Source organism: Methanococcoides alaskense, assembly GCF_027594145.1.
Classification (GTDB): Archaea; Halobacteriota; Methanosarcinia; order Methanosarcinales; family Methanosarcinaceae; genus Methanococcoides; species Methanococcoides alaskense.
The window spans coordinates 391,786-418,087 of the sequence record NZ_JAQFFK010000001.1 but is presented as its reverse complement, the minus strand read 5'-3'; the positions used below and the strand labels follow the sequence as shown (position 1 = coordinate 418,087).

The window sequence follows — 26,302 nt, the reverse complement described above, 5'->3', positions numbered from 1 at the left end:
CCTATATGTCAACAAGATATATATGCGTTATGAACCTATAGGTACAAATGGGGTCTACAAGTTCAGCCGTATACGAAATTAACTATCATATAGTTTGGTGTACTAAATATCGAAAACAGGTGCTCACCGGTGAACTGAAACAATTTTTAGACGACCAGTTAAGGACGATCGCTGATTCTAAAGAATGGGAAGTCATCGAGCTTGAGGTCATGCCGGAACATATACACATGTTCATATCAGCTCCACCGTTCATTGCACCGACAGATATCGTTAAAATCTTGAAAGGCGTATCTGCAAAAAGAACATTTGAAAAGTTCCCCGAATTGAAAAAACGAAAATATTGGGGGAACAAGTTATGGTCTCCAAGTTATTATGTAGGTACTGCTGGTAAAGCATCAGCGGAAACGATTGAGCAATACATTGACGGAACGAAGAACCAGAAAAGTGTACGCAATTCATCCACTAATTGAAACCGGTGGTCTTCTTGCTTATATCCGATAAACTAAATACTTTTTCAGGGCATCATGTCCTGAAAAACCTTCTTTTTATGTGATCCTTATGTCAACTACAATAGAAACCATTCTTAACCGACGAAGTGTCAGGGAATACACCGATGAACCCGTCAGTGAAAAGGATATCAATACAATCCTTGACTGTGCCAGATGGGCACCATCGGGTCTTAACAACCAGCCCTGGAAATTCATTGTCATACAAGATGAGAACACCATCAATAACCTGGCACAATGCACACATTACTCAAGCATTGTACTAGGATCAAAAGTATTGATCGCAGTTTATCTTGACAATGCCGAAATGTACCACCATGACAAAGATGTAATGGCCATCGGAGCATCAATACAGAACATATTGCTTACCTGTGTCGAACTTGGACTTGGCTCAGTATGGCTTGGTGAGATCCTCAAACAGGCAGAAAAGGTAAATTCTGTTCTTGAGGTCCCGGAAAGTTATGAGTTTATGGCATTGATAGCTATTGGAAAACCTGTGGAAAAGGAAAGAACGTCCAGCAGGAAAAGTATTGCTGAGCTTACTTTCGAAAACAAATTCAGCAAGAAGTGGATAGGTTCGAACTGAACCCTCCACCGATATCTTCACGTCCATACATAAATAAAGAACATCAATGATGGGAATATCAAGCAACAATAGTTGCCAGCTTATTTTTTCCTGTAACTGCTTCGCATCTGTGCTGCGACTTCACATTTACGATTGGCACAATATTCCTTCGCATCCTTGCCCTGCTCTTTGACGCGCAATAATCGCCATCCACATCCTTCACATACCTTATCGGTGATGGTTAGCCTGCCGTTCTTTGGAACAGACTGAGTATGACCACAACGTTTTGTGCACCCAAGGAAACGTGAGTCCTTGGTGGTGATCAAAAATGTCTGACCATCGCAGGCAGGACACGCACCCACAATTTCCGGTGGATAACATTCCTTTTCCATATCGCATGAAAAGCACGGACCTATGCCCACAGCCCAGAAATATTTGCTTCCCACCTTCAAAACAGCCGCTCCGCCTTTCTTGCACGTCCGTGACCTCTGCACGGCCAAAGCACCTGTTTTAGGCAAAGGGAAAGTGTTCTTGCACTGCGGATAACCTGTACAACCTACAAACCGACCTTTGTCCGTACTGACTATACGAAGCACCCGTTCACATTCACTGCATTTACCAACATGGTTCTTCTTATCCGCCTCGACCGCTTCATCTGTAATGGTCCCTGCTATACGAGTGACCATAAGATCACGATTGCTCAAGAGCTGGGAATACATCTCCTTGATAAGCGAAGTGCCTTCTTCAAGGGCCAGCTCGAACTTCTTGTTGCCATCTTCAACATCCTGTATGAGAGATTCTATACTTGAACGAATATCAGGTTTGACAAGGATGGGGACGGAACTGTTCAGCGCATCCATCAAAGTAAAACCAGTGTCCAGTATGGCAATGGTCTTTCCCTTGACCTCGAAATAACCACGTTTCTTGTTGGTCTCTATATGGCTTGGAGCAGTTGCTTTGGTACCGATTCCATGCTTATCCATAAGCGTAAGAAGTTCGGCCTCAGTGAGCCTTTTCGGCGGTGTGGTCTGTGACTTTATATTAGTGATCTTCTTGACAGCGAGAATCTCATTCAGATCGAGTTCCGGTAATATCTTGTCCTGTGGTTTCTCAAAAGGATAAACAGCAAGCCATCCGGCGTTCTTCTGTATGGAACCTGTAGAATCAAACAGTTCACCCTCCATGGTGATCTCGAAACGTGTCTTTTCAAATATTGCCGGTGGAAGTAAGTTCGCAATGAAATGTCTTACAATAAGATCATATACATCCCATGCACGCGGCATCTTGACAGCTCTTTCGATCTCCATGCGTGAACCTGCCTTGATGGGATGAATAGGCGGGTGGTCATGACCGTCCTTTTTGCCATTACGAGGAACAATGGCCTTTTGTGAGAGTAACAACAATGCAAAATCCTGATAATCACCTTTAGTAAAGCCTTTGAGTATGCTGGCAAAATCCATGTCATCAGCATACATGTTCGTCTCTGTCCTCGGATAGCTGGTAAAGCCTGAAAGATAGAGCTGTTCAGCGATCTCCAGAGCCTTATCAGGACTCACGTCCAGGAATTTCGATGCACGCTTTAAGAACTCATTGGTGTTGAGCGGGAAAGGAGGATTTGTATTCATCTCCTTTACTGTCTTTTTAGAAATGACCGCAGTCTTGCAACCTTTCAGTTTCTTAAAGATCACATCCGCTTTTTCTTTATCATAGATGTGACCACCGCGATGCACACCTGTAATATCAGCACCCTTTCCAGTGAACACTCCCTCTATCTTCCAGAAATCCCGGGAATCGAACTTACGAATAGCAAGTTCACGTTCATAAACAAAACCACAGGTAGGCGTCTGACATGGTCCTATAGAAAGAACACCCTTGGTCCTTGCCCTTTCCCGCACCGAAAGGGTCACAAATCGAGTAAAGGATGCACCCATCTTGAGATCAAGGATCTGTCTCGCCTCTGCGGACATCGCCATGTTCTCATCAGGCTCCACAAGTTCATTAAAAGCCTTTTCGATCTCACTTTTGGAAAGAGAGGAAAAACGTGCACGTTTAACTGTTGAATTGCACACTTTCTCTGCAATGGACTTCGCCTCGAACCCTATATTCTCCCCTTCCCGATCAAAATCGCAAGCAAGCACAAGAAGATCTGCACCTTTGGAGATCTTCAGGATAGCACTGCCAAACGATGCTTTGTTAATCTTCTTCACAGGATCGGTATCCAACAGAGCAGCAGGGTCAACATCCCTCCAATTGCTGAACTCTTCAGGATAATCATAGCCCATGATATGACCTGCAAGTCCCATGATCTTCCAGAGAGAACCATCCCTCTGGAACTCATACACAGAAACACCATCCACGATGCTTCTTTTCGCTGAACCTCCGGACAGGATAGTAGATATCTGTGCAGCGGCCTTGTTCTTCTCGGTGAATACAACTGTGGTCATGGATAATTGGGTGAATAAAGTAGTTCAAATAGCGATACTATTCATAAAAAAGGTATGCCCACACATAGCGCTAACACTACATTAAAGTTATCTGATACTAAAAATGATGAAATTATAGAAACCAAATAAAAATCGAGGTGAACAAAAGGTTCACCTTACTACCAGAACTTCCACAGGAGAATGACGTAATACATTTTCCGCCACACTTCCAAGAAGCAATCTTGTCAGACCGGTCTTACCGAGAGTTCCCATTACGATCAGGTCGATATCATTATCCTGTGCATATCTGAGGATCTCTTCAGAAGGATGACCTTCAAGCAGAACAGGTTCTGCATCCACACCATTTATTTTGGCGAGTTCGACAACCTCATTAACTGCCTTTGTACCCTCTTCCTTCATTATATCAAATGGTACTTCCCATCGCATCATCCTTGAGCCGATAGGCATGGAAGAGGCGGGATGTGTCGGAAGGACACAAACTGCATAGATCTTTGCTCCAAGTAGCCCTGCCAGGTTCATTCCTGAAAAAATAGCATTCTTTGCATTATCAGAACCGTCGGTAGCTATCAATATTTTATTATAACTTTTACCTGCCATGTAATACCCCCAGTATAACATAGGTGCTCTTTGAAAAGACATTCACCCAAGTAAAATATACTTTTTAATAGTATATTATATTTACTAAAATGTCCTGAGAAAGTTCAGCCACAGGAATATGAAACATATATATGCACCTGTGCTGTATTGCAACTACAAACGAGACTTGAAATCATAATATCTTAAGGTACAGACCATTTTGCCGGAGTAACTATGACATTAATGGAAGATGCAAGGAAGGGACTGATCACCCCTGAGATTAGAAGTGTGGCCGAAGTTGAAGGGATAGATGCGGACCTTGTAAGGTCCTGTGTTGCAAAGGGACTTGTGACCATCCCGAAGAACATAAAAGGTAAATCCCGTGCATTCGGTATCGGGAAATACATGAGCGTTAAGGTAAACGCCAATATCGGAACCTCAAGGGATTTCGTGAATATCGATGAAGAGGTCGATAAAGCAAAAACAGCGGTTGAATACGGAGCAGATACCATTATGGACCTGTCCACCGGAGGCGACCTCGACCTTATACGTTCAAGGATAATGGATGCTGTGGATGTGCCTATTGGTACAGTGCCAATATACCAGGCAGCAGCATCCCATAAGACTGTGGTCGATATGACATCTGATGACATGTTCAATGCTGTTCGCAAACATGCTGAAGATGGGGTCGATTTTGTCACTATCCATTCAGGTGTCAACTACAATGCATTGGAAAGGCTCAAAAAGGGTGACAGGATTACAAATGTTGTCAGTCGTGGCGGCTCTTTCACCATTGCTTGGATGATACACAATGAACAGGAAAATCCGTTCTATTCCGAATATGACTACCTTGTGGAGATTGCTAAGGAATACGATCTGACCATAAGTCTTGGCGATGGTATGAGACCGGGCTGTATCCATGACGCATCCGATGCACCAAAGTTCATGGAGTTCATAACACTCGGAGAACTTGTCAGCAAAGCAAGGGAATCTGATGTTCAGACCTTCGTGGAAGGTCCCGGACATGTACCTTTAAACGAAGTTGAGCTTAGCGTAAAGGCAATGAAAGAATTGTGCCACGGTGCACCCCTTTATCTGCTTGGTCCTCTTGTGACCGATATTGCACCAGGTTATGACCATATAACCGGAGCTATCGGAGGCACACTGGCAGGAATGTACGGAGCGGATTTCCTTTGTATGACAACACCGGCAGAACATCTTGCATTACCAACCATAGATGACATACGAGAAGGCGCTATTGTCACAAATATCGCTGCACACGCTGCCGATCTTACCCGCGAGGGACAGAAAGAAAAGGCACGTGAGCTGGATGACAGGATGGCACATGCACGTGCTGAACTCGATTGGGAAACCCAATACGAAGTTGCCATTGACAGTGAAAAAGCACGCAAGATCAGGGAAAGCCGAAATACAGGCACTGATGCGTGCTCCATGTGCGGTGAACTCTGTGCCATGAAGATAGTCAAGAGTGCACTTGAAGAGAGCAGACAGAAAGACAATTGATCATTCTGTAGCTCTTTCTTTTTTTCAATTACTATTATTTAAGACCTTTATACTTTCTTTTTTTGAACTATTGCTAATTTTATAGGACCCATTTGTCAAAATGTCGGAAAGTATATATAGAAACATGTGCATAGAAAATCTTGTCGATAAATAGACAGGACTGTGCATCACATGGAAGAACAGGTATTGAACAACCAGACCGAACAAAAAATGAAAGACATACCCGATAAGGTCATGGAAACCATTGGCCTGAAAAAAAGCTATTATCTGTCCGACATGGAAGTACCGATCCTTCATGATATCAACATCACTGTGAAAAAAGGAGAGTTCATTGCGATCATGGGACCATCGGGTTCTGGCAAAAGCACTCTTATGAACCTGCTTGGATGTCTTGACAGACCAAGTGAAGGATAGGTCCTTGTCATGGGCAAGGACATAAACAGTATCTCCGAGAGTGAACTTGCAAAGCTTCGGGGATTAGAGATCGGTTTTGTTTTTCAGAACTTCAACCTTGTTTCAAGACTTACAGCTTTACAGAATGTCCTTTTACCAACACACGCAAACCGCAGAATTGATGTCAACGTGAACCAACGTGCGAAACATCTTCTGGGACTGGTAGGACTGGATGACCGTATGGAACACAGACCTACTGAGCTTTCAGGTGGACAATCACAGAGGGTCGCTATCGCAAGAGCCCTCATCAACGAGCCTGCCATCATTCTGGCAGATGAACCTACGGGGAACCTTGACTCGAAGACAAGTGTCGAGATAATGGAACTCTTTTCCGAGCTTCACAGGAATGGAAGCACGATAATAATGATAACACACGATCCTGAGACATCGGCATATGCTGACAGGACCATCCATGTGAAAGACGGCTATATTGAGAATAATTAAGGTGATGACATGGGAAATGATAATTCGAGAATAACGAAGGAAATAACGGCCTTTGCAGTTATGATGGTCCTTTTGATTATGGTAATGCCTTCCGCATCTGCACAGGAGAGCAGTGTAACAAGCCTGGATATCAGCGTTCAGAAATACGAGCCATTTCCGGCAGAGATAGGTCAATATGTGGATGTGTGGGTGAAGGTGGAGAACTTTAGGTCAGGACAGTCCGATGACGTGACAATAAAACTTGTTCCTGAATATCCTTTGTCCCTTGATTCTGAAAAAAATGCTGAGAATAATATCGGCATACTTTCACCAGATAGTGCATCTGTGCAGGAGTTCCGCCTGTATGTAGATGAGAATGCAAAACCCGGGACAGCTTCTTTTGATGTGTATTACAGAGGCATGGACAACAGTCCCTGGATAAAGGACACTTTTAAAATAAAGGTAGGATCCACCACATTTGATAGTAAAGGTACTATTGAGCTTACTGAGACCACATCCACCCCAGATATGTTCAGCCCCGGAGATAAAGGTACGATAAGTTTTAAATTGACAAATACAGCATCAGAGAGTACGATTAATTTCGAGGGAGAGGATTACGACACTAATGCACGTATCCAGTCAGCAAGTCTTGCAGGTACTGACAGTATCAAGGTCACCAGCGGTGTTCAAGAAGCCGGGATAATCGGACCAGGTAACTCGGTCACCCTTACATTCAATGTAGAGGTTCCGGAAGATGTCCAGGAAGGGACATACTACCTTGACCTTGCAATCATTGGTAATTCATATTCTTATAACAACATCTGGAGAGTACCTGTCACCATTGACAGTTCATCCATCAAGATGATACCCTCAAAGTCCATGATATTAACTAACAGTGAAGGGAAGGTACAGTTCGATGTTGCGAACCTTCACCAGAACACCATCTCTTCAGTGAGTGTCAGACCAGTAGCTGAAGGGGTAAAATTCTCCCCTGCAGAGTATTTTATCGGCTCGATGAAACCGGATGAGCTTTTTACAATTGAATTTACCGCTGTTGTGGAAGAGGAAAGAGAACGATCTTCGCTTACCCTTGAAGCAGAATACAGGAACGGGTTTAACGATCACACAACTTCTGCCAATGTGGGCAACCTTGAGGTAGTTGAAGAAAAGACAGATACCAGCACTGGCAGTACAACTATTGCTTTCGTACTTTTGATAGTGGCAGCAGCAGGGATTTTCATTTACAAGAAAAGGAAACAGGATTAAACGAAGTCAGATGCACTATCAAAAGGAGATAATATAATGGTCGATCTGAAGCAGTCACTTGAAATCGCATTGGGAAGCATTTTTAGCTCCAAGCTTCGTTCCACGCTTACAACTCTGGGGATCGTGATAGGAGTAGCTGCTGTCATCGCCAATGTTTCCTTAGGTGCGAGCTTTAACCAATATTTTGATGAAGAGATAGGAACTATCGGTTCTAATTTCATCTATGTGGGTGCAAATGAGCCAAACACGTTCTTTGATAACGAACTGGAAGTTGTCAGGAAAACCCCGGGAGTTCTGAGAGCTTCTCCCATCAATGAACAGGTAGCTGAAGTCACTTATATGTCAGATTCGCGGAGAGTGTCAATAACGGGAGTCACAGGCGACTATGATGAGGTCGCCAACATTGGACTTAGTGAAGGGAACTTTATCAAAGACAATGATCAGTATGTGGCTGTGATAGGTTATGAGGTATCTGATGGTACTTTTGACCGGAAGTTATCGAATAAGAATTCGATAGATATTACATTCCGAACACGTGATGGGGGAGAGATAACACAGACGTTCCAGGTCAAAGGTATTGTCCAAGAATCAGAACCAAGCTTCATATCAGGAGGAATGGTTCCCGACAAAAGGATATTCATTCCAATATCGACCATGAACGAGATCCTCTCGGTCAATGATTATTCCACCATCTTCGCCGAAGGGGAATCGATCGAGAAGGTTTCCGAAACATCCGAGGAGATAGATAAGAGACTCGGAAGATATCTGGGAATCTCATCAAGGGATATGGAGGAAGATGACATCAAGCCGTATTTCATTGTGGACCAGCAGGAGTTGCTTGAGAATGCAGGCGCCCTTTCAAGTGCCCTTTCCGGACTTCTGACTGCAGTTGCATTTATTTCCCTTGTTGTTGGTTCCATCGGGATCATGAACATTATGCTGGTCACAGTTACCGAACGTACATCGGAGATAGGTTTAATGAAAGCTATAGGGTATTCCAACTTCGATGTCCTTACGATGTTCATCGTTGAATCAGCGGTCGTGGGAACTATAGGTGGTGTCCTTGGCGTGATACTTGGTTGTGCTGGAGCTTATGGAGCTGCAACGTTCATGAACCTGCCAGTGGTGCTTCCTGCATCAAAGATATTCGCAGGTTTTGTTGTATCCATATTCGTAGGTCTGATAGCCGGAGCATATCCTGCGAACAAGGCTGCTAAGATGAAGCCGGTCGATGCATTGAGACATGATTGAAAGAACGAAACTATAAAATGCTAAGGTGAAGATAATATGATCGATAGCTGGATATTCTTCCCGGTACATATTTTGTTGTTCCTGCTATTTGCAGGGATTGCGATAGGAAGTACCATTTTCTGGATATGGATGCTTATCGATTGTATTATGAACGAGCCATCGCATGGAAATGATAAACTTTTATGGGTTATTATTATAGTATTCGCACAATTATTAGGTGCACTGATATATTTCATATTCAGAAGAACAAAGCGCAATGCGGTTTCTGATGCAGCGGATGTATGATACGAATATTATCGGTATAAAGGAGAATGTTCCACATGGGTCTAAATGATATAACAAAATGGATACGTGATCTCTTCGGAGTGGTCACTAAAAAACAGACCTATCTGAATCTGACGTACCTTTTGTTCACATTCCCCCTCGGAACAGCCTATTTCATATTCCTTGTTACCGGACTTTCCATGGGTTTAGGTCTTTCTATAACCCTTATCGGACTTCCCATCCTGCTTTTGATGCTCGTTGCATGGTGGGAACTTGCCGCTTTTGAAAGGCAACTTGCGATCTGGCTTCTGGGAGTGGACATACCACCCATGGAGAATCGTTGTGTAGGAAAACAGAAGAGCTTGGAGAAGATAAAGAGCTATATCCTAAACCCTGTGACATGGAAGGGACTTGTGTTCCTTTTCATTAAGTTCCCATTGGGCATATTTACATTGATAGTTTCCTTCACATTGATAGGCATCACTCTTGCTTTTATTGCAACACCCTTTGCCTACAAGCTTACCGACATCGGTTACAGTATTGGGACCAGCACGTTCGTCATCGATTCTTTTGCTAGTGCTTTGATGATGATGTTCTTTGGGATGATCTTTGGGATAATTTCACTGCATTTTATGAATTGGATGGCAAAACTTTCAGGAATTCTTGCAAAGAACCTGCTTGGAAATGCAAATTCATATATGACCAATGAAAACGATTACACCAGTTTTGACGATATCGAACTGGATGAAGAAGAAACTGTAGGATCCATCGAGAAGGTCGAAACCGTGGATGCAGAATATATCGAAGAATACGACATCGGTATTCAACGGGAATAATGAACGTTGAGTTGAAAAATAGAAACGAAATGATCAGAGTTTCATCTTTTCGAGCCGTCCGTAGAAATCAAGGATATGATTGGTAAGTTCACTGTCAAGATTCAGACTGAAGGTGCGGATCTGTTTCCCAAGACGCTTTTCAATGACGATGTTGGCTTTGAGAAGGGGTTCGATCACCCTGGCAACACTTGAGTGGGACAGACCGGTCTCTTCCGCAATACCGGAGAGATAAGTAGATTCCCCTTTATGCTGAATTAGGTTCTTTAGAACTGTTATCTGTGCAGTCTTTCCAAATATTTTCTCAAGAGCGTCCATTGACATCACCCTTAAATATACGATAATAATTTATAAGGCTTTCTCATAATTGGCTATTAGTACAATATATAAATAGACCTTATCATATTTAGAAAGGCTTTAATAATATCATCCATTTATGTTTAAATACATTTGAAAGTAGTGGTATATATGGAAAAAGAAACGCTTGAAAAAGACATACTGGGACTTCTCGAACAGCAGCCTGAGATCAATGCAAAGGACATAGCAGATCAACTTTCTGTTTCTGAGGACATAGTGGCCAAGACCATTGAGAGCCTGTCGGATACAAGACAGAAGGTCCTTATTGTAGATGATGAACCAGATGCTGTCATTGCTACCAAGAGAGCCCTCGAAGCAGACGGATACAATGTCATTGAAGCAAACAACGGAGCCATGGTCTTTGATGTGCTTAAGTCCGATATACCCGATGTGATCCTTCTTGACGTTATGATGCCTGATATGGACGGCTTTGAAGTATGCAGAAGATTGAAAGAAGAACCTCTCTATGAGAACATACCTGTGATCATGCTCACAGCAAAGGGAGAGATCAATGACAAGGTTGAGGGTCTGGATATTGGCGCTGATGATTACATGACCAAGCCATTCAATCTGAAAGAGCTGAAGGCAAGAATAAAGACTGTGTTGAGAAGAACACAGGACTAACTATTTTAACGCACTTTTCGTGCTGACCTCATATGTTCGCCACAAAAAGCAGATGGAACGTTATCATTGTTGTAATGATAACGATGCTTTTCATTTCTTCCATCCTTTTTCTGGGCATCAGGGCAAATACAGAGGTAGAAGACCTTTTTGTTGAGATGTTCACCCGGGAACAGACCAGCCAGGCACAACAGATATCGACCGGCATCACTACATTCCTGAACGAAAAGGTCACAATGCTTGAGATTATCTCAAGGAACCATTATAATATCCCCGATGATAATTTCAATACCATTTTTTCGATAGTGTATAATGAGTCTGAAGGCTTCCATGCCATCGAATACGTAAACAGTACAGGCATAATAGTCTCGGGATATCCTGAAGAGAATGTGCCCATTGGATACGATCTTTATGAGAATGATAAGGCTGCTGCTTTTGAAAAAATAAAAGACACAGATGAGACCTACATCACCAATCCACTCACTACTTTAGAGGGTGAACTTGCGCTCTATGTTTGGATACCCCTTTATCTTGATGATGGCAGTTTCGAAGGGGCGATAGTTGCTATAATCGAGATGGATGAGATCACGAAGCAGACCATAAAAACGGAATATGAATCGGGATATGTTTATCTCATCGATGATAATGCAAAGCTGCTTTACGATAGTTCCGATGATCACCTGGTAGGAAATAATTATTTCAATATCATAAACGAGCCTGACCACAGGCGTCTTGATATCATCGGTATGCAGACAGAAGGACTTTCAGGTAGCGGACAGTTTTCCGAAAGGAACAAGAATGGTTTCCTCGAAGAGAAGATAATCTCTTATGTGCCTGTGAACTGGTATAACCAGCAATGGTCCGTGGGCGTTGTTACTCCCTTGTGGTATGTTGGATCACTTATCCAGTCGGTCTATGTCAAGCAGGGCATTTTTGCAATGATCTCCATCGCATTCATCCTCTTCATCAGTGCATTTATCGCCCTGATCCTGTTCTCCTGGAACAAGACCCTTGAGGATGAGGTGAAAAGCAAGACATCGGAGCTGGAAAGGTCGAACGATTATCTCCAGAACGCTAACAAGAAATTAAAGGAACTTGACCGTCTGAAGAATGATTTTGTTTCAATGGTCTCCCATGAGCTAAAGACACCTCTGACAGCCATGAAGACCTCCAGCGAGTTCTTGAGGGAAAGCGAATGCAGCAGGGAGATCAAGGAAGAGATGCTGGACCTTATTATAAGGAACATTGACAGACAGGCGAGAATGGTCGATGACCTGCTGGATATTTCCCGCATAGAATCAGGAAAGATGAAGTTCATACCCGAGGATGTGAACATCAAAGAGATAATCGAGATCGCCCTTCATAATGTACAAAAATATGCCAATGATAAGAGCATAAAGATCATGGTGAACTGCCCCGAAGATGTGCCGGTGATCAGGACGGATAAGGACAAGCTCATAAGGGTCTTCGTGAACCTGCTGACAAATGCGATCAAGTTCACCCCCGAAGAGGGAGAAGTGAGTATCATCGTGGAAGATCATGATAATCATTTGCAGACAAGTATAAAGGATAATGGCATAGGTATCTCCAGGGAAAAACGTGATAAGATATTCGATAAGTTCTATCAGGTGGACAGCACTGCCACAAGAAAGGCAGGTGGCACGGGGCTTGGGCTTGCGATCATTAAGGGCATCATCGATGGACAGGGCGGGAACATTTACCTTGAGAGCGAGACAGGCAAGGGCAGCACATTCACTTTCAGATTACCGAAAGAGCTGAAAGAGGACGATTTCACCGAGATAGAGGGAGCTTAAGTGAGGAACATGAAAGTAAGAACAGCATTATTGATGGCCTTTGTCGTTTTAGTGGCGATCATTTGCAGCGGATGCACCTCCATTGAACTTGAAGGAGTGAGCGTGGAGGATGGAGACATTGAAGAATATGCTGAGCCGATAGCAGAAAATACCCTTCAGGGACTTAATGAGAAGAACTATACCAAGTTCTCTGCTAATTTCAACCCAACGATGAAAAAGGCCATTCCTGAAGACCTGTTCCTGGAACTTACGGACATTGTTCATGACGAGGTTGGGAATTATACTTCCAAGGAACTTGCCGAGATAACTGTTACTGAAAGACATTCGGCCGTTGTCTATAATGTAGTATTTGAAAATGAGCCGGAAGGTGCTATTTTCCGATTGATATTCATAGAGAAGGACGGAGAAAGAGAACTTAAAGGCATGTGGATCGATTCTCCAAAGATGCGAAAACGATTGGCCCTTGAAAGATAAAGTCCCTCACTTTATTCTTTCCAAAAACTCCTGTCCTTTAATCCCATTTGATCTAATTTCATATTATAGCATGCAATATCATACCATTTTTTCAAATTCCACAATCCGATCTTGCTCAGATCTTAAAGCCGATCTTCAATATCGCTCGAAAGATCAGACTGATAATTAAGCATCAGTATCAAATTGAAAAGGAGGAGTTCAAGGCAGAGTTCTCACCCTACCTCGATACACGAAGGAGGAGTTAAATGTACACCAGTCAAGAACTTTGAGCTGGAAGGGGAGTATGGTGGTTTGTGTGTGGTTCAAGGGGTAGTAACTTATCCGTTTTTCAAGAAACTGCCCAAAGTTCTCGTCCGATGTACAATTCTCTAAACACATGAATAATACTTAAACGTTTCTATGAATCGACAGGTTCATTTATATATTGTTTTAATAATAACTTCACCCACATAAAACTCCCGTAACCCCCGTTAAACTTATAGCCCATCAACTCTATTTAAGCTCTGTAGCACCTGATAATCGACTTATAGTTTCTCAGGTACTATTATAATTCAATATGGGCTCGTGGTCTAGCTGGTTATGACGTTGCCTTCACACGGCAGAGGTCGGGTGTTCGAATCTCCCCGGGCCCATCTGGTTTTTCTGATTCGCTGCATGGCGGTTTTTCTAATTCAATGATCCTTTGTTCCAGTGAAGCTAGTCTGGTTTCGAGAGCTCACATTTTTGTGATTTTATTTCCTCAAACTCCTCCCCCAGTTTTCCCTTTCCACAATTTCCCGGGCATACATCCCCCCTAGTAATGGTTCTAACACGAACAAGAACAAAATCGTCATAATAGCAACGGATTCGCTCCGTATACCATAGCCTCCAAATAACACATTGTAAACAATTACTAAACCATTTATTGCAGAAATCAACAAAATAATCTTCAAATTTTTAGTGTTGTCGCATCCGACTGAACGAGCATAAATGTAGAAACTTACCAGTACGGCTACTAGCAACACTAGCAATAATACTATCTTTAATATCTCGCTTAGCGGTCCCAAATAGTCAACTCCTAGATTCAGCTTCATGTGCATGACGATCGCATAAACTCCAATTATGCCAGAACAGATCATCAAAGGCAGACCAGCAACATTCCTACCCTTAAATACCTTAAGCACGATCACAAACATTGGAAGCAGATAGATAACACCTACGATTAGGTGATAAATATCTAAAATGGAATCAGGCAAGTACATGTTGGCTAAAGTCATCCCTATTATTGAAAATCCTAGCCAAAACCACCCAATGAAGAAAAGAGATACCTCCAAGGGTTCCTCCCAGAATCTGTTTATTATATTCATCCATTCTTTCTCCCAATCTGACCATACATATTGAATATACTAATTATGTGGAGAACAGATATAAAAAATGTAGTGATGTGTGAAATTAAACAAAAGATAATTAGTAAAGTATTAGATATTTGTAGAAAACTTTGCTTTCAACTTTGCTTTTTATAACTCAAAGTGATAGCCTGCTTCATACCACAACTCCATAGTAGGCACTCATCAGATTTCCAAGAATTTCAGGAGGAAACTCAGGATTTTGTTGCATAAAGGGAGTTACGTTGAATTGATCGTACCTGTTTTCCTTTATTATGGAAAATAGGATAAGCTTTTTTAATATATGTTAGGTTTATAACCTCATTTAGATGATTTCAACTCTGGAGATTTTAGAGAAACTCGAAAATCCCAATTTAATTTATTTTTATTTACAGGTGAGAAATCACATCTGACCATCCCTTCTTTAAACTGCTTATTTGTGATGAAGAAACCATCTGGTGTTTGTTCAAAAAGAAGTTTAAGCGCATAACTGGTGTAATTTTTATTTGATATTTTTTGTGGGAGTATATTTAACGTTATCCAATTATCCAAGGCGTTTTTTTGAATATCGGGTAATTCGTATTCACTCGTATCTTTCTTTCTTTTTGTCATATTGATACTGAATGATCTGGAAATATTTAATTCATATCCTCTTTAGCAAAGAACACTTCCTCTATTATGGGACTTTGGAATCTTTGAAGTAATAACCCAAGTTTGACAGTTCTATTTTTTAACCTTTTAGAATTTGACAGTTGTTACTAAATTAAAGATTTATGTTAACTAATGTTATGTAAAAACTATAATTTGTGATATGTTCTTATTTTAGTTGCAGATTGGGCAAATATTGATGGAAAATAAGCAAAAAACCACCAAAATTAGCATTAATTTTTATAAACTGTCAAATTAGGGTAATAAATAATAAATAATCTAAGTGCTTTTTGATAGCGTACACTTTTTATACGTCGTATATATCCCCGCACAATACTTCGGGATATAGTTAAGTCTAAAAAACCGAACTTCTCTGATTAGATTACGAAGTTCTTTAGCTTATAATATATCTGGTATTAAAAAAAGAATTATTCATAGATTTTACTCTTTCTTCTTACCACAACTATGGCAATATCCTTTGTGCACACAAATAGTGCCCCCACATTCAGGACATTTCCATCGTATCTTTTCATTTGCAACAAATTCATTTAAACCAAATTTTTTGATATTTTCGAGATTTTCGATCATACTCATATTGTATTTGGTTTGATACCTTTCATCTAATTTTTTCAATCTGCTGCAGGGAAATGTTTCACACTCAAAACAAAATTGTGCCCTACCATTTTCAAAAGTAGGACAGTGCTTGATCTGTTTACATTTGGAGTGAGTAACATCTAATCCCCTACAACCAGGGCATTTATTTATGTATCTCAGGTAAGCTATACAAATTCCGCAGTTCATCCCACAAGGAGCAATAAGTGAAAGATTATCCAAAGTTTTCATAGCATGAAATTTCATATTTCTTATTATTTAAAACAATTCTTTTTCGTTTATTCATCCCTAAAAGTAATGGGTTGGGAATTTTTTACAGATATTGAATGAAATTAGTGCGAGTGTTAACATTGTTAATTATGTCAGGAAGTTATTTATAGTAATATATGAACTTTTTACATATTCCTTACAGATCTATACTGGAGTAATTAACGATGAGTGAAACTGAAAATACAGAACGAGTTACCATGCCATTAATAGGCGATGTTGCACCGAATTTCAAAGTAGATACCACTATGGGAGAGATTAGTTTTCCAGAAGACTATAAAGGAAAGTGGGTAATATTATTCAGTCATCCTGCAGACTTTACTCCCGTATGCACTACAGAATTCATGACATTTGCAAGTATGCAAGAAGAATTCCGTGAACTTAATACTGAACTGATAGGTTTATCCATTGATAGTAAATATGCACATATTGCATGGCTAAGGACAATAAAAGAGAAGATTGAGTACAAGGGTATGAAGAATGTTGAAGTTTTATTCCCTGTAATTGCAGATATCAAAATGGAAGTTGCTAAAATGTTTGGAATGGTTCAACCAAACGCTTCTGATGATCAGGCAGTAAGAGCTGTATTCATAATGGATCCTGAAGCAAAAGTAAGAGCAATTCTTTATTATCCATTGTCTAACGGAAGGAACATGGATGAAATTAAAAGAATGGTCATTGCAATGCAAAAATCAGATAAAGAAAATATTGCCACTCCTGCAAATTGGAATCCGGGCGATGACGTTATAATCCCACCACCTGGATCATGTGGAGCTGCAAAAGAAAGAGTTGAATCAGAAGAAGAAGGTAAATATTGTCTGGACTGGTTTATGTGTCTCAAAAAAGACTCCTGAATTGAACTAAGTATAGATCCACGTAGCCATTATTTATTGATGGCTTCAATTCTTTTTTCATTTGAAAATAAAATTACACGGATATCTCTAAGAAGAGAGAAATGTTAAAAGATACTATTTTTGACACTCACAAAATAATTTATGCTCATTCTTGTTTCAACTTCTCCAACCTCTCTCTAAAATGAGCATTGAGAGTAAATGGCTCATCAGCTCTAGCGTTCTGCTTCATGTAATGAAGTGTACCCTTAAAGAATCCCATCTGTCGGCTAAGTCAGAAGGATTACTCCCTCTTTCTCGCCTAAGAACTGTACATGAGACTTTCACCTCATACAGCTCAAGCATCTCTTAACCTTTACAGGCAACAGTTATTGTTTTTGGATTAGTAGCATGATGTTGTCTATGACAGTGAACATGCACGTAAGCTAAGTTTGACACAATGTAATCTTTATGATTTCCATTCTTGTGATGTAGAGGTCTTTCTTCTGCATCAGCACTAATGTCAATTGGTAGATTACAAATGTGGCATTTGCCTTTTTGATTAATCCAAACTTTCTTAAACATTCCAGATAATTTACTAGCACCTTGATTGAACTTGCGTTCAACAAAGTATTCTTTGTCAGTATAAGGGTTTTTATCCAGAGATAATTTTGTATGTCTAACTATCCTTTTGTCTGATAATAATTTAAGTTGGTTTCTTGTTGTTGAAAATACCCATTTCCTCGTTCCTTTGGTATGCCAATATTTGTCAACGATCCAAGTTCTTGATTTCATGGGGTGTCTTCTCTTAGCCCATTTCCAAAGTATGTTCCATAATTTGTAATCTATTAAGTGGAATGTTTCTTTGGAAACCACTCCTTGATGGTAATTTGACCATCCAGTAATGATTGGGTTAAGGGTGTCTATTAAAACTTCTTGTGTCCAAGATTTTCCATCTTTGATAGTATTACTGATTTTCTCAGTTACTTTCTGAATGTTTTTCTTAGACGGTTTTATAAGAAGTTTCCCTTTGTATTTTCTAAAATTCCAGCCTAAAAAGTCAAAACCATTATCAATATGAGTAATTAAAGTCTTTTCATCAGACAGTTCCAGACCTTTATTTGTTAGGAAATTTTTCAATCAATCCTTTAACTTCTTCTGCTATTTCCTTTGTATTTGCAGTAACAATGAAATCATCCGCATATCTCACAAAATTTACTTTGTGTTTATTGCTTTGATGTGCTGTCATTCTTCCACTTTTACCTCGATGGTATTTATCAACCAATAAACTTTCAATTCCATCTAAGGTCATGTTAGCCAATATTGGTGATATAATACCTCCTTGTGGTGTTCCTGCTTTTGTTGGAAATAGAGAATTTTTATAAATGAATCCTGCTTTAAGGAATTGTTTAAGAATTGATTTATCCATTAGGATGTTGTCAAGTAACCATTGATGACTAATGTTGTCAAAACAACCTTTAATGTCTCCTTCCAGTATCCATTGAGCAGAATTATTTCGACATGTGCATCCGAAGATTTGTCCACATGCATCATGAGTACTTCTGGATTTTCTAAATCCAAAAGAACGTATGTCTGCTGTTTCTTCTGCAATTGGGTTTAATGCCAAGGCATAAAGTGACTGCATAGCTCTGTCATGCATGGTTGGAATTCCTAAAGGTCGTTTCTTATCTTTCCCATATTTCTCAATAAATACTCTTTTTAATGGTTTTGCCTTGTATTTCTTATCAGTTAATCCAAGTACAGCTTTCATCTTAGAGACAGGTGTATTCCACAATTCTCCATCGATTCCTGCTGTTCTTTTACCCTTATTCTGAATTACCTTTCTGACAGCTAACAGTTTAGCGTAGTGAGAATGGGTTAGCAAATAACTTAGTCTTTTAACTAAATTCCAATTTCCTTTAATAACCGCTTTCGTAATCCTGACTTGTATTCTATTAACATGTGATTCAACAGTATTCCAATCAATGTTGTTCCAGTTGGACATGTCTGTAAGGTTCTCATCATTTAATTCGGCATAACCACTAAGGGCTGCTGCTTCATTATTTGGTGTATTTGAATGACTTACATTCATAGTTATACCTTCATTCTTACGTTTCGATACCATAGAGTAAGTCTGCATCCTTTCGAATCAGGGCAAATTCTGAACCCCTATACATACCATTACAGTCTGTCATTCGCTTTCTACTCCTTTCCTTTACTCTCTATGTCATTGTCCTTCCTTACGGAATTCCTACCCCGAAGGGAACATATAGGGCTTACCAAGTTCTATAACATGAATAATTGTGAATACCTTAGAAGCCATCTATAAACCGAGAACCATTCGTCCATTTCCCATTATGTGGAAAAAGCCATAATGGTCTGATTCTATACCTTTTGGTTCAAGCGTGTCAATCTATTTTTTCGCTTGTTACTGATTACGGTTCTTACAATGGTTCAACTTTCGTTTCTTCATAGTATTCTTATCCTAACAGATTGTTTAAGTTAGATTCCCAAACTTCTCCATATTGTCCTATGAGCTTCACACCCTGACGTTACCATCAACGCATGTCATAGTAGGATTATCCCAAATGGAAGGGACAGCGTTTCCGCAATTCATGGTATAACTTTCTTGTCGCACTCTTCCATTCAGCATAAGACGTGTCAATGATCATCTTTCTCAGAAAATCGGTATCATCTCTTTTTTCTACATAAACAGGCTTACTAAATTCAATCTTTTTTCTCCCTAGATTTCTGCAAAGCTGGACACATCCAAAAATGTTAAATAGTTATATATCCCCATTTTATAATGGGGAGAAGGTATTCGATGGAAGAAAAGGATGAACAAATAAATTCAGATAAATTAACTCCAAGACTTTTAGGTGCAACTTTTTTTATTGTAGCAATTGCAAGCGCACTCAGTGGATTTCTGTTATTATCATTAATTGAACCTGATAATATATCCGCAACCATAATCAACATTTCAGAAGACCCAATTAAGATGCAGATGAGCATCGTAGGTGAGTTCATTACATCCATTGGAATTGTACTCTTAGCGGTATTACTTTATACCACCCTGAAAGGACAAAATCAAATTATTGCTCGTTGGGCATTTGGCTTATGGATAATAGAAGCAGCAACTCTTGCTGTCAGTAGAATAAGTGCTTTTTCTCTCTTAAATTTAAGTCAAGAATTTATAAAAGCTGGGTCACCGGATCCTTCCTATTTCCAAACTCTTGGCAGTTTATTTTACGAATCAGCGCAATTTGGTTATGATTTACATGGACTATTTTGGGCTTTAGGAGGCTTACTATTTTACTACTTATTCCTTAGATCCAGGTATATTCCAATAGCATTCCCCCTTTTTGGAATTATTCTAACCTCTGTGGCATTTATTGGAACCTTGCTTGAGTTCTTTGATTTTGCTGTTCCAATGTATGTATTCCTTCCAAGTTTGCCGTATGAAATGGCTATCGGAATATGGTTGATGTTCAAAGGCATAAGGGATGGTTCAGAAACAAAGTAAATTTGGCATCAGAAAGATCAAAGCGTGAAACGATCATTCAGGCGAACAAAATGAATTCAAACAAAAAAACGCAAGAATTGTGGGAGTATTATTTCTACTTTCGACAGTTGCGGGAGTTCTAAGTGTTGCTTTTTTAGAACCTATGCTAAATGCTCCAGATTATCTTACTAATTTTTCTGCAAATGAAAACCAGGTGATAATAGGGGCGCTCCTTGAGTTGATTTGTGCCGGTGCATTTCTTGGTATTGCAGTTATGATCTTTCCAATCTTGAAAAAACATAATGAACGTATAGCTCTTGGGTATGTTGTAGCCAGGATCTGTGAGGCTGTGCCGTTTGTTGTTGGTGTGATCAGCCTCCTATCCCTATTGACATTAAGTCAGGAATTTGTAAAGGTAGGAGCTCCATATGATCCCTATTTTCTACCTTTAGGAACTTTATTACTAGCAGTACATGATTGGACCAATTTGATTGGATCAATGATTGTTTTTAGCCTGACTGCTTTGATCTTGAATTATTCATTATATCGATCAAAACTCTTTCCACAATCTATATCAGTCTGGGGTCTTATTGGAGTCCCATTGATGTTAGCAGCAGGCGTGTTAGATATGTTCGGCCTTGATCCATTCTCAACGATCGGGATATTTTTAGCTTTTCCATTAGCCTTGAATGAAATGGTTCTAGCGATATGGCTTATTGTTAAAGGCTTCAATTCATCTGCACTAGCCGAAATTATATCCTGAAATTGATTCATTACAGCTCATCGCATGAACATTGAGAGGAAACAGCTTGTCACCTATATATCGGATTTAGAAGAATTTATAATAAGTTAAAGCTATCTTACTATTATGACTACTCAAATGTTTGTGAACTTACCTGTGAAAGACCTGAATCGATCAATTGAATTCTTTACTAAGCTTGATTTCGAATTTGATCCACAGTTATCTGACGAGAAAGGCACCTGTATGATCGTGAACAAAGAGAGTTTTGTAATGTTATTAACTGAAAGTTTTTTCAAAATTTTTACTACAAAACAGATATGTGATGCTAAGAAAAGCACCGAGATGGCGGTATCCCTATCTGCTGAAAGCAGGGAAAGAGTAGATGAACTGGTAAACAAAGCCAAAAAAGCAGGTGGTTTAGAAGAAGGAGAGCCACAGGATTATGGGTGGATGTACGGACGCAGCTTTGAAGATCCTGATGGACATATTTGGGCAATATTTCACATGGATGAAAGCGCTACTAGCAAAGATTGATCGGAACTCAGATCGAGTTCATTTAATTTCTCATCTCTTCACAGAAATTTCATCATTTCAATTATCTAAACTCTCCATCACATAGCATTGAATGTAGATGGATTATAATTCTTGACATTATGGTTCAAGATAAAAAACAATATCTGATATAAAATTATGAAAAAAATAAGAAAATAAGAATGGAAAATCAAAACATTGATCTTCCAATAAAGTGTTTAATTAATTATAATAATTAAACTAATTCGCCAAATGCGAATTTGCTCATGACTTTGGTAACTTTGATTGTTACTTCGTCACCGACTGATGCGTTAGGTACAAAGACTACAAAACCGCTTACTCTTGCGATGCCGTCTCCTTCCCTTGCGATGTCTTCAATTGTTACGTCGTATGTCTCGCCAGCTTCTACTGGTGCAGTTGATTCCATGTTGTTGAACAAATATTTCACTTCCTTTAAAGTGCTTGAAAAGATTATAACCAACTCGTAAACATACGTAAGAATAGTAAATACAGTTAAGGAAATACCATCTAGACCTATAATTTATTAAAGTAGTTTTTGCCTTTAAAAGCAATCTTAATAATGAAGGTATCCTATATAAATCTGTTTGTCCATCAATTCCTATAGTTCATACTAAAACTTAATGATCTCAATATTTTCATGGCAATTAACATTTGAAACGATAATTGGATACGAATAATTTTCCACTTAGTGTTCCATCCACATCTACATTCGAAGCAAATAACTTTCGAATCTAACTTTCTGCTTCATTTAATGCAATGTACCTTTGAAGACTTCTAAAGAGCACTATTTTCTAAAAAAAAGTATTTAAAATTAGTTAGCAATAAAATAAAATATTTTGAACATTATAAATTTGGTCTAATTAAAAAATAATAAATACAGGTAAGCCAGATTGATAAGGGGGTATAATTAATGGCATATTTACTTGTAAAACATACAGTAGAAGATTTTTCTAAATGGAAGGTAGGATTTGACGACCACGAAGCCACACGAAAGGAGCATGGTTCCAAAGGGGGAATGCTTTTCCGCACTTCAGAAAACCCTAATAGCCTCGTGATCCTTCTCGAGTGGGATAATATTGAGAACGCACGCAAGTTCACCGAATCTGATGAACTGAAAAAGAAAATGGAAGAATTAGGTGTTATCACCAAACCGGATATATTCTACTTGGACAAGATCGAAGACGTATCATTCTGACCAGAAATAAATAATATCTGATCGGGATTAACTCTCGTTTTCCTTTTTTGCACTTTTTACAGCTCAAGCATCCATTAACCTTTTCAGATGACAGTTATTATTCTTTTAGATTTAGGATAATTAGCATGATATTGCTTATGACAGTGTACATGCGCATAGACTAAATTTGAGATTTTGTTATCTTTATGATCTCCATTTATGTGATGGAGATGTCTTTCTTCTGCATCAGCACTAATGTCCATCGGTTGATCACAAAACGGACATTTACCTTTTTGGTTCTCCCATATTTTCTTAAACTTTTCTGATGGCATTTTAGCACCTTGATCGAATTTACGTGCAACTGAGTATTTTTTGTTAGTATAAGGGTTTTTTTGTTGCTGAAAATACCTATTTTCTTGTTCCTTTGGTATGCCAGCATTTATTGATAATCCAATGTTTAGATCTGGAAGGTGTTTCTCTTAGCCCATTTCTAAAGTATGCCCCATATTCAGTTATCCAAAATATTAAATATTTCTTTGGATAATTATGCTCAAAATGTTCCACATACTACATCATACAACATTAAATACTTCAAACTGCAATGTTATAATGAACAAATGATCAGGAGGAAGAGACAATGATCACGATAGTAGCGAAAACCAAGGTAAGAGAAAATAAAAAACAAGAATTTTTAAAAATTACCGAAGAACTCATACAGAAAAGCCAAAATGAAGAAGGTTGCATTTCTTATGATCTGTATGAGGATATAGCTGATCCGTACACTCTGACGTTTATTGAATCCTGGGAAGATATGGAGGCGATCGACCTTCATAATAAAGCGGAACACTTTATGAAGATCGTTCCTAAATTAGCAGATCTAACCGAAGGGGAAATAGAAGTGAGATCATATAGACCGGCGAAGTAATTTAATGTATTTAAAAATACTTTCGGCAGGTACACATTTATTTTGTATGAAAATAGAAAGAACCGAACTTCTCGAATAATTTGATTATTTTGCGAGAAAAGGTGAAATAATGGGACTTATCTCAAATCATCAAAACTCATTTTGTATAAGTTAAGGCGTTTTTGGGATAGCCTCGATCAATTAATATGATCTCTTTTTTACATCTAAAACAATTATTTCATAATCATTTGCATTAATTGCATGTTGTCCTTTCAATTCATCTTTAATTTGCATTCGTAAAATTTCAGTATCATTATTTGTTTCATTCACAACCAAACCTATCAACTTATTACAATATGGTGCATAGTTTGAGATCTGATTATATAATTCTTTATTGACCCGATTTCCACCTCGGTGGACTTTCATTTCAATTCCTATATTTCCATTAATTATAAAATCAACCCTATGTTTACCTTTTACAGATTCGTACTTAATGTCATATCCATATCTTTCAGTCAGAACTGATAATTTACCTTCCAGATCTTGTTGATAATCTTTTTCTATCTTGTTTTTACCAAAGCGGAGTGAAACTTCATTTTGAAGAAAATCAACTATGTTATCAAAAGCAGTATCTATTTTTGACACTACAGCCCTGCTCTTCCATTTAAGGTACAAAAAGGTCATAAGTCCTGCAAATATGCCTACCTGGAGACCAACAAAGACTGAGAAGAAAATCCTGTCCTGAAGGATAGCTGTAACAGCGATTCCCACTATTGCAAACACTATAAAAGAAACAAATAGTTTTTTTATTGTTTTCATGAAAATAAAAAATTAGGTAGTATCCGGCAAAATGCGGGACACATGGTTTTTTTCTATATTTAGAACTTATCAGGTTCTATTTTGATATTACTTTATATTCTCTCTTGCCCATTTTGCAGCGGCTTCAAGGATCGTCAGGTTCATCGGGATAAGCTTTGGTTTGCTTGCAAAAGTATCCTCAATAGCTTCCCTGAATACCTTTTCAGGAAGACCCGTATCTCCCAGTTCCATCATCACACCAAGCATAACGGTGTTTGCAGCTTTAACAGAACCTGCATCCTTTGCGATCTGCATGGCAGGAACTGAAATGGACCTTACATTTTCAGGAACTTCGACACCACTGATAGTTGCATCATAGAGAATAACACCGCCCTTTTTCACATCGCCTGCGAACTTCTCAAGTGATGGCTGATTAAGAGCTATGAGCACATCTGATTCATATACAACAGGTGAGCCGATGGATTCTCCTGAAATGACAACGGAACAATTGGAAGTTCCACCACGCTGTTCAGGACCGTATGACGGATACCAGGAAGTATAGCGCTGATCACGGCAACCTGCACGTGCAAGGGTAAGTCCCATGCTCAGAACACCCTGACCACCGAATCCAGCTATCTTAACTAAAGCGATCTTGAAATCCTTGTCCGGTACTGCCTCGGGTGAAGCATTATCCTCAAGGCTATAAAGCTTATCAATGGCAGCCTTGGAGAAATCGCTTTCATCCCTCCACAATGGCTCGACCTCATCGAACCTGTCCCTGAAGTTCTGGAGTGGGAATTCCTTCTCCATCATGTTATTCACGAAATCGGTGCTCTGCTGTGCATTCTGCTTGAGGTTTGTAGGACATGTGGAAAGCACTTCAACAAATGCATATCCTTTTCCGTCCCTCTGCACCTCAAGAGCTCTTCTAATAGCCTTTCTTGCCTTCCTGATATGTGATATATCGGAAATAGATACACGCTCGATGAACACAGGTGCTTTCAGATTCTCAAGGATCTCGCACATGTGAAGCGGATATCCGGCAAACCTTGGGTCCCTTCCATCCGGACACGTGACGGTCTTCTCACCGATAAGTGTGGTTGGCGCCATCTGACCGCCGGTCATTCCGTAAACAGTATTGTTCACGAAGAATACTGCCATCTTCTCACCACGGTTCGCAGCCTGCATAGTCTCATTAAGACCAATTGAAGCAAGATCGCCATCGCCCTGATATGAGATGACCACCGCGTTGTCCTGTGCCCTTGACATACCTGTACCCACAGCAGGTGCACGTCCATGTGCTACCTGAAGGTTTCCGCAATCAAAGTAATAATAAGCAAATACCGCACAACCAACAGGGCTTATCATCACAGACCTATCCTGAATTCCAAGGTCGTCCATAGCCTCACCGATGAGCTTGTGGATGATACCATGCCCACATCCCGGGCAATAGTGGGTTGCAGTTGGCGCAGCTCCTCCCTTTCTTGAGAACTCTTCATAGATCGCTGCCGGTCTTCCAATGATCTTCTCTGCCATTT

Annotated in this window: 27 protein-coding genes, 1 tRNA gene and 1 pseudogene; 18 read left to right on the top strand and 11 right to left on the bottom strand. The window is 39.7% G+C overall.

Annotated features, from left to right (window positions below):
• The first annotated feature begins 47 nt into the window (after positions 1–47).
• Together tnpA and PBV53_RS02045 are read left to right on the top strand one after the other, a co-directional pair.
• Complete coding sequence (gene tnpA / locus PBV53_RS02050) at positions 48–470, top strand: IS200/IS605 family transposase (RefSeq protein WP_270095515.1); 423 nt, start codon at positions 48–50, stop codon at positions 468–470.
• Between the two features lie 88 nt (positions 471–558).
• Entirely contained in the window at positions 559–1,092 is a 534-nt protein-coding gene (locus tag PBV53_RS02045) for a nitroreductase family protein (RefSeq protein ID WP_270095514.1), read from the top strand.
• 80 nt (positions 1,093–1,172) lie between these two features.
• Here the strand turns inward: PBV53_RS02045 and PBV53_RS02040 are convergent, their stop codons facing one another.
• Together PBV53_RS02040 and PBV53_RS02035 are read right to left on the bottom strand one after the other, a co-directional pair.
• Complete coding sequence (locus tag PBV53_RS02040) at positions 1,173–3,515, bottom strand: DNA topoisomerase I (RefSeq protein WP_270095513.1); 2,343 nt, start codon at positions 3,513–3,515, stop codon at positions 1,173–1,175.
• A gap of 150 nt (positions 3,516–3,665) precedes the next feature.
• Positions 3,666–4,112: a universal stress protein gene (locus tag PBV53_RS02035; protein WP_270095512.1), complete on the bottom strand. Its 447-nt coding sequence runs from the start codon at positions 4,110–4,112 to the stop codon at positions 3,666–3,668.
• 213 nt (positions 4,113–4,325) lie between these two features.
• Between PBV53_RS02035 and thiC the strand changes: the two genes are divergently transcribed.
• The 6 genes and pseudogenes from thiC to PBV53_RS02005 all read left to right on the top strand — a co-directional run bounded on the left by thiC (position 4,326) and on the right by PBV53_RS02005 (position 10,108).
• The gene (thiC, locus tag PBV53_RS02030) at positions 4,326–5,615 is read left to right on the top strand and encodes a phosphomethylpyrimidine synthase ThiC (RefSeq protein WP_270095511.1); all 1,290 of its coding nucleotides are present in this window, start codon (positions 4,326–4,328) and stop codon (positions 5,613–5,615) included.
• 210 nt (positions 5,616–5,825) lie between these two features.
• Positions 5,826–6,512 (top strand): annotated as a pseudogene (locus PBV53_RS02025) (ABC transporter ATP-binding protein).
• 9 nt (positions 6,513–6,521) lie between these two features.
• Complete coding sequence (locus tag PBV53_RS02020; RefSeq protein ID WP_270095510.1) at positions 6,522–7,757, top strand: COG1361 S-layer family protein; 1,236 nt, start codon at positions 6,522–6,524, stop codon at positions 7,755–7,757.
• A gap of 36 nt (positions 7,758–7,793) precedes the next feature.
• Positions 7,794–9,008 carry an ABC transporter permease gene (locus PBV53_RS02015; RefSeq protein ID WP_270095509.1) on the top strand — a complete coding sequence of 405 codons (1,215 nt, stop codon included), beginning with the start codon at positions 7,794–7,796 and terminating at the stop codon, positions 9,006–9,008.
• 36 nt (positions 9,009–9,044) lie between these two features.
• Positions 9,045–9,293, top strand: coding sequence for a PLDc N-terminal domain-containing protein (locus PBV53_RS02010; RefSeq protein WP_270095508.1), 249 nt, complete (start codon positions 9,045–9,047; stop codon positions 9,291–9,293).
• Positions 9,294–9,328: 35 nt separating this feature from the next.
• On the top strand, positions 9,329–10,108 hold the full coding sequence (locus PBV53_RS02005; RefSeq protein WP_270095507.1) for a sensor domain-containing protein: 780 nt from the start codon (positions 9,329–9,331) through the stop codon (positions 10,106–10,108).
• Positions 10,109–10,141: 33 nt separating this feature from the next.
• Here the strand turns inward: PBV53_RS02005 and PBV53_RS02000 are convergent, their stop codons facing one another.
• On the bottom strand, positions 10,142–10,423 hold the full coding sequence (locus PBV53_RS02000; RefSeq protein WP_270095761.1) for a MarR family transcriptional regulator: 282 nt from the start codon (positions 10,421–10,423) through the stop codon (positions 10,142–10,144).
• A gap of 150 nt (positions 10,424–10,573) precedes the next feature.
• On the opposite strand from PBV53_RS02000, the gene PBV53_RS01995 reads away from it, so the two are divergent.
• The 4 genes from PBV53_RS01995 to PBV53_RS01980 all read left to right on the top strand — a co-directional run bounded on the left by PBV53_RS01995 (position 10,574) and on the right by PBV53_RS01980 (position 14,003).
• Positions 10,574–11,086 carry a response regulator transcription factor gene (locus tag PBV53_RS01995; protein WP_270095506.1) on the top strand — a complete coding sequence of 171 codons (513 nt, stop codon included), beginning with the start codon at positions 10,574–10,576 and terminating at the stop codon, positions 11,084–11,086.
• A gap of 32 nt (positions 11,087–11,118) precedes the next feature.
• Positions 11,119–12,897, top strand: coding sequence for a sensor histidine kinase (locus tag PBV53_RS01990; protein WP_270095505.1), 1,779 nt, complete (start codon positions 11,119–11,121; stop codon positions 12,895–12,897).
• A gap of 9 nt (positions 12,898–12,906) precedes the next feature.
• The gene (locus tag PBV53_RS01985; protein WP_270095504.1) at positions 12,907–13,371 is read left to right on the top strand and encodes a DUF3887 domain-containing protein; all 465 of its coding nucleotides are present in this window, start codon (positions 12,907–12,909) and stop codon (positions 13,369–13,371) included.
• 558 nt (positions 13,372–13,929) lie between these two features.
• Positions 13,930–14,003 (top strand) — tRNA-Val (locus PBV53_RS01980).
• Between the two features lie 99 nt (positions 14,004–14,102).
• Here PBV53_RS01980 and PBV53_RS01975 read toward each other — a convergent pair.
• From PBV53_RS01975 to PBV53_RS01965, 3 genes are all read right to left on the bottom strand, one after another.
• A complete protein-coding gene (locus PBV53_RS01975) occupies positions 14,103–14,717 on the bottom strand; it encodes a hypothetical protein (RefSeq protein ID WP_270095503.1) in 615 nt (204 codons plus the stop codon).
• 339 nt (positions 14,718–15,056) lie between these two features.
• Positions 15,057–15,347, bottom strand: a complete 291-nt coding sequence (locus tag PBV53_RS01970; protein ID WP_270095502.1) for a hypothetical protein — start codon at positions 15,345–15,347, stop codon at positions 15,057–15,059.
• Positions 15,348–15,824: 477 nt separating this feature from the next.
• Positions 15,825–16,226, bottom strand: coding sequence for a DUF3795 domain-containing protein (locus PBV53_RS01965; protein ID WP_270095501.1), 402 nt, complete (start codon positions 16,224–16,226; stop codon positions 15,825–15,827).
• Positions 16,227–16,429: 203 nt separating this feature from the next.
• Here PBV53_RS01965 and PBV53_RS01960 point away from each other — a divergent pair, with 203 nt between their 5' ends.
• Positions 16,430–17,116, top strand: coding sequence for a peroxiredoxin (locus PBV53_RS01960; RefSeq protein ID WP_270095500.1), 687 nt, complete (start codon positions 16,430–16,432; stop codon positions 17,114–17,116).
• Between the two features lie 345 nt (positions 17,117–17,461).
• On the opposite strand, the gene PBV53_RS09690 is transcribed toward PBV53_RS01960, so the two are convergent.
• Together PBV53_RS09690 and PBV53_RS09685 are read right to left on the bottom strand one after the other, a co-directional pair.
• Positions 17,462–18,232, bottom strand: coding sequence for a group II intron maturase-specific domain-containing protein (locus PBV53_RS09690; protein WP_270095499.1), 771 nt, complete (start codon positions 18,230–18,232; stop codon positions 17,462–17,464).
• Positions 18,210–19,184, bottom strand: coding sequence for a reverse transcriptase N-terminal domain-containing protein (locus PBV53_RS09685; RefSeq protein ID WP_270095498.1), 975 nt, complete (start codon positions 19,182–19,184; stop codon positions 18,210–18,212). Before PBV53_RS09685 ends, PBV53_RS09690 begins: the two co-directional genes overlap by 23 nt.
• 732 nt (positions 19,185–19,916) lie before the next feature.
• Between PBV53_RS09685 and PBV53_RS01945 the strand changes: the two genes are divergently transcribed.
• From PBV53_RS01945 to PBV53_RS01935, 3 genes are all read left to right on the top strand, one after another.
• Entirely contained in the window at positions 19,917–20,615 is a 699-nt protein-coding gene (locus tag PBV53_RS01945) for a DUF4386 domain-containing protein (protein ID WP_270095497.1), read from the top strand.
• 79 nt (positions 20,616–20,694) lie between these two features.
• Positions 20,695–21,357, top strand: a complete 663-nt coding sequence (locus PBV53_RS01940) for a DUF4386 domain-containing protein (protein WP_270095496.1) — start codon at positions 20,695–20,697, stop codon at positions 21,355–21,357.
• 105 nt (positions 21,358–21,462) lie between these two features.
• Positions 21,463–21,870, top strand: a complete 408-nt coding sequence (locus tag PBV53_RS01935) for a VOC family protein (protein ID WP_270095495.1) — start codon at positions 21,463–21,465, stop codon at positions 21,868–21,870.
• A gap of 232 nt (positions 21,871–22,102) precedes the next feature.
• On the opposite strand, the gene PBV53_RS01930 is transcribed toward PBV53_RS01935, so the two are convergent.
• Positions 22,103–22,294: a TRAM domain-containing RNA chaperone gene (locus PBV53_RS01930; RefSeq protein WP_250868622.1), complete on the bottom strand. Its 192-nt coding sequence runs from the start codon at positions 22,292–22,294 to the stop codon at positions 22,103–22,105.
• Positions 22,295–22,798: 504 nt separating this feature from the next.
• Here PBV53_RS01930 and PBV53_RS01925 point away from each other — a divergent pair.
• Both PBV53_RS01925 and PBV53_RS01920 read left to right on the top strand, forming a co-directional pair.
• The gene (locus PBV53_RS01925) at positions 22,799–23,083 is read left to right on the top strand and encodes an NIPSNAP family protein (RefSeq protein ID WP_270095494.1); all 285 of its coding nucleotides are present in this window, start codon (positions 22,799–22,801) and stop codon (positions 23,081–23,083) included.
• Between the two features lie 616 nt (positions 23,084–23,699).
• The gene (locus PBV53_RS01920; protein WP_270095493.1) at positions 23,700–23,987 is read left to right on the top strand and encodes a putative quinol monooxygenase; all 288 of its coding nucleotides are present in this window, start codon (positions 23,700–23,702) and stop codon (positions 23,985–23,987) included.
• Between the two features lie 180 nt (positions 23,988–24,167).
• Here PBV53_RS01920 and PBV53_RS01915 read toward each other — a convergent pair whose 3' ends face one another.
• Entirely contained in the window at positions 24,168–24,785 is a 618-nt protein-coding gene (locus PBV53_RS01915) for a DUF8147 domain-containing protein (RefSeq protein WP_270095492.1), read from the bottom strand.
• Between the two features lie 87 nt (positions 24,786–24,872).
• The gene (locus tag PBV53_RS01910; RefSeq protein ID WP_270095491.1) at positions 24,873–26,300 is read right to left on the bottom strand and encodes a 2-oxoacid:acceptor oxidoreductase family protein; all 1,428 of its coding nucleotides are present in this window, start codon (positions 26,298–26,300) and stop codon (positions 24,873–24,875) included.
• Positions 26,301–26,302: the final 2 nt, after the last annotated feature.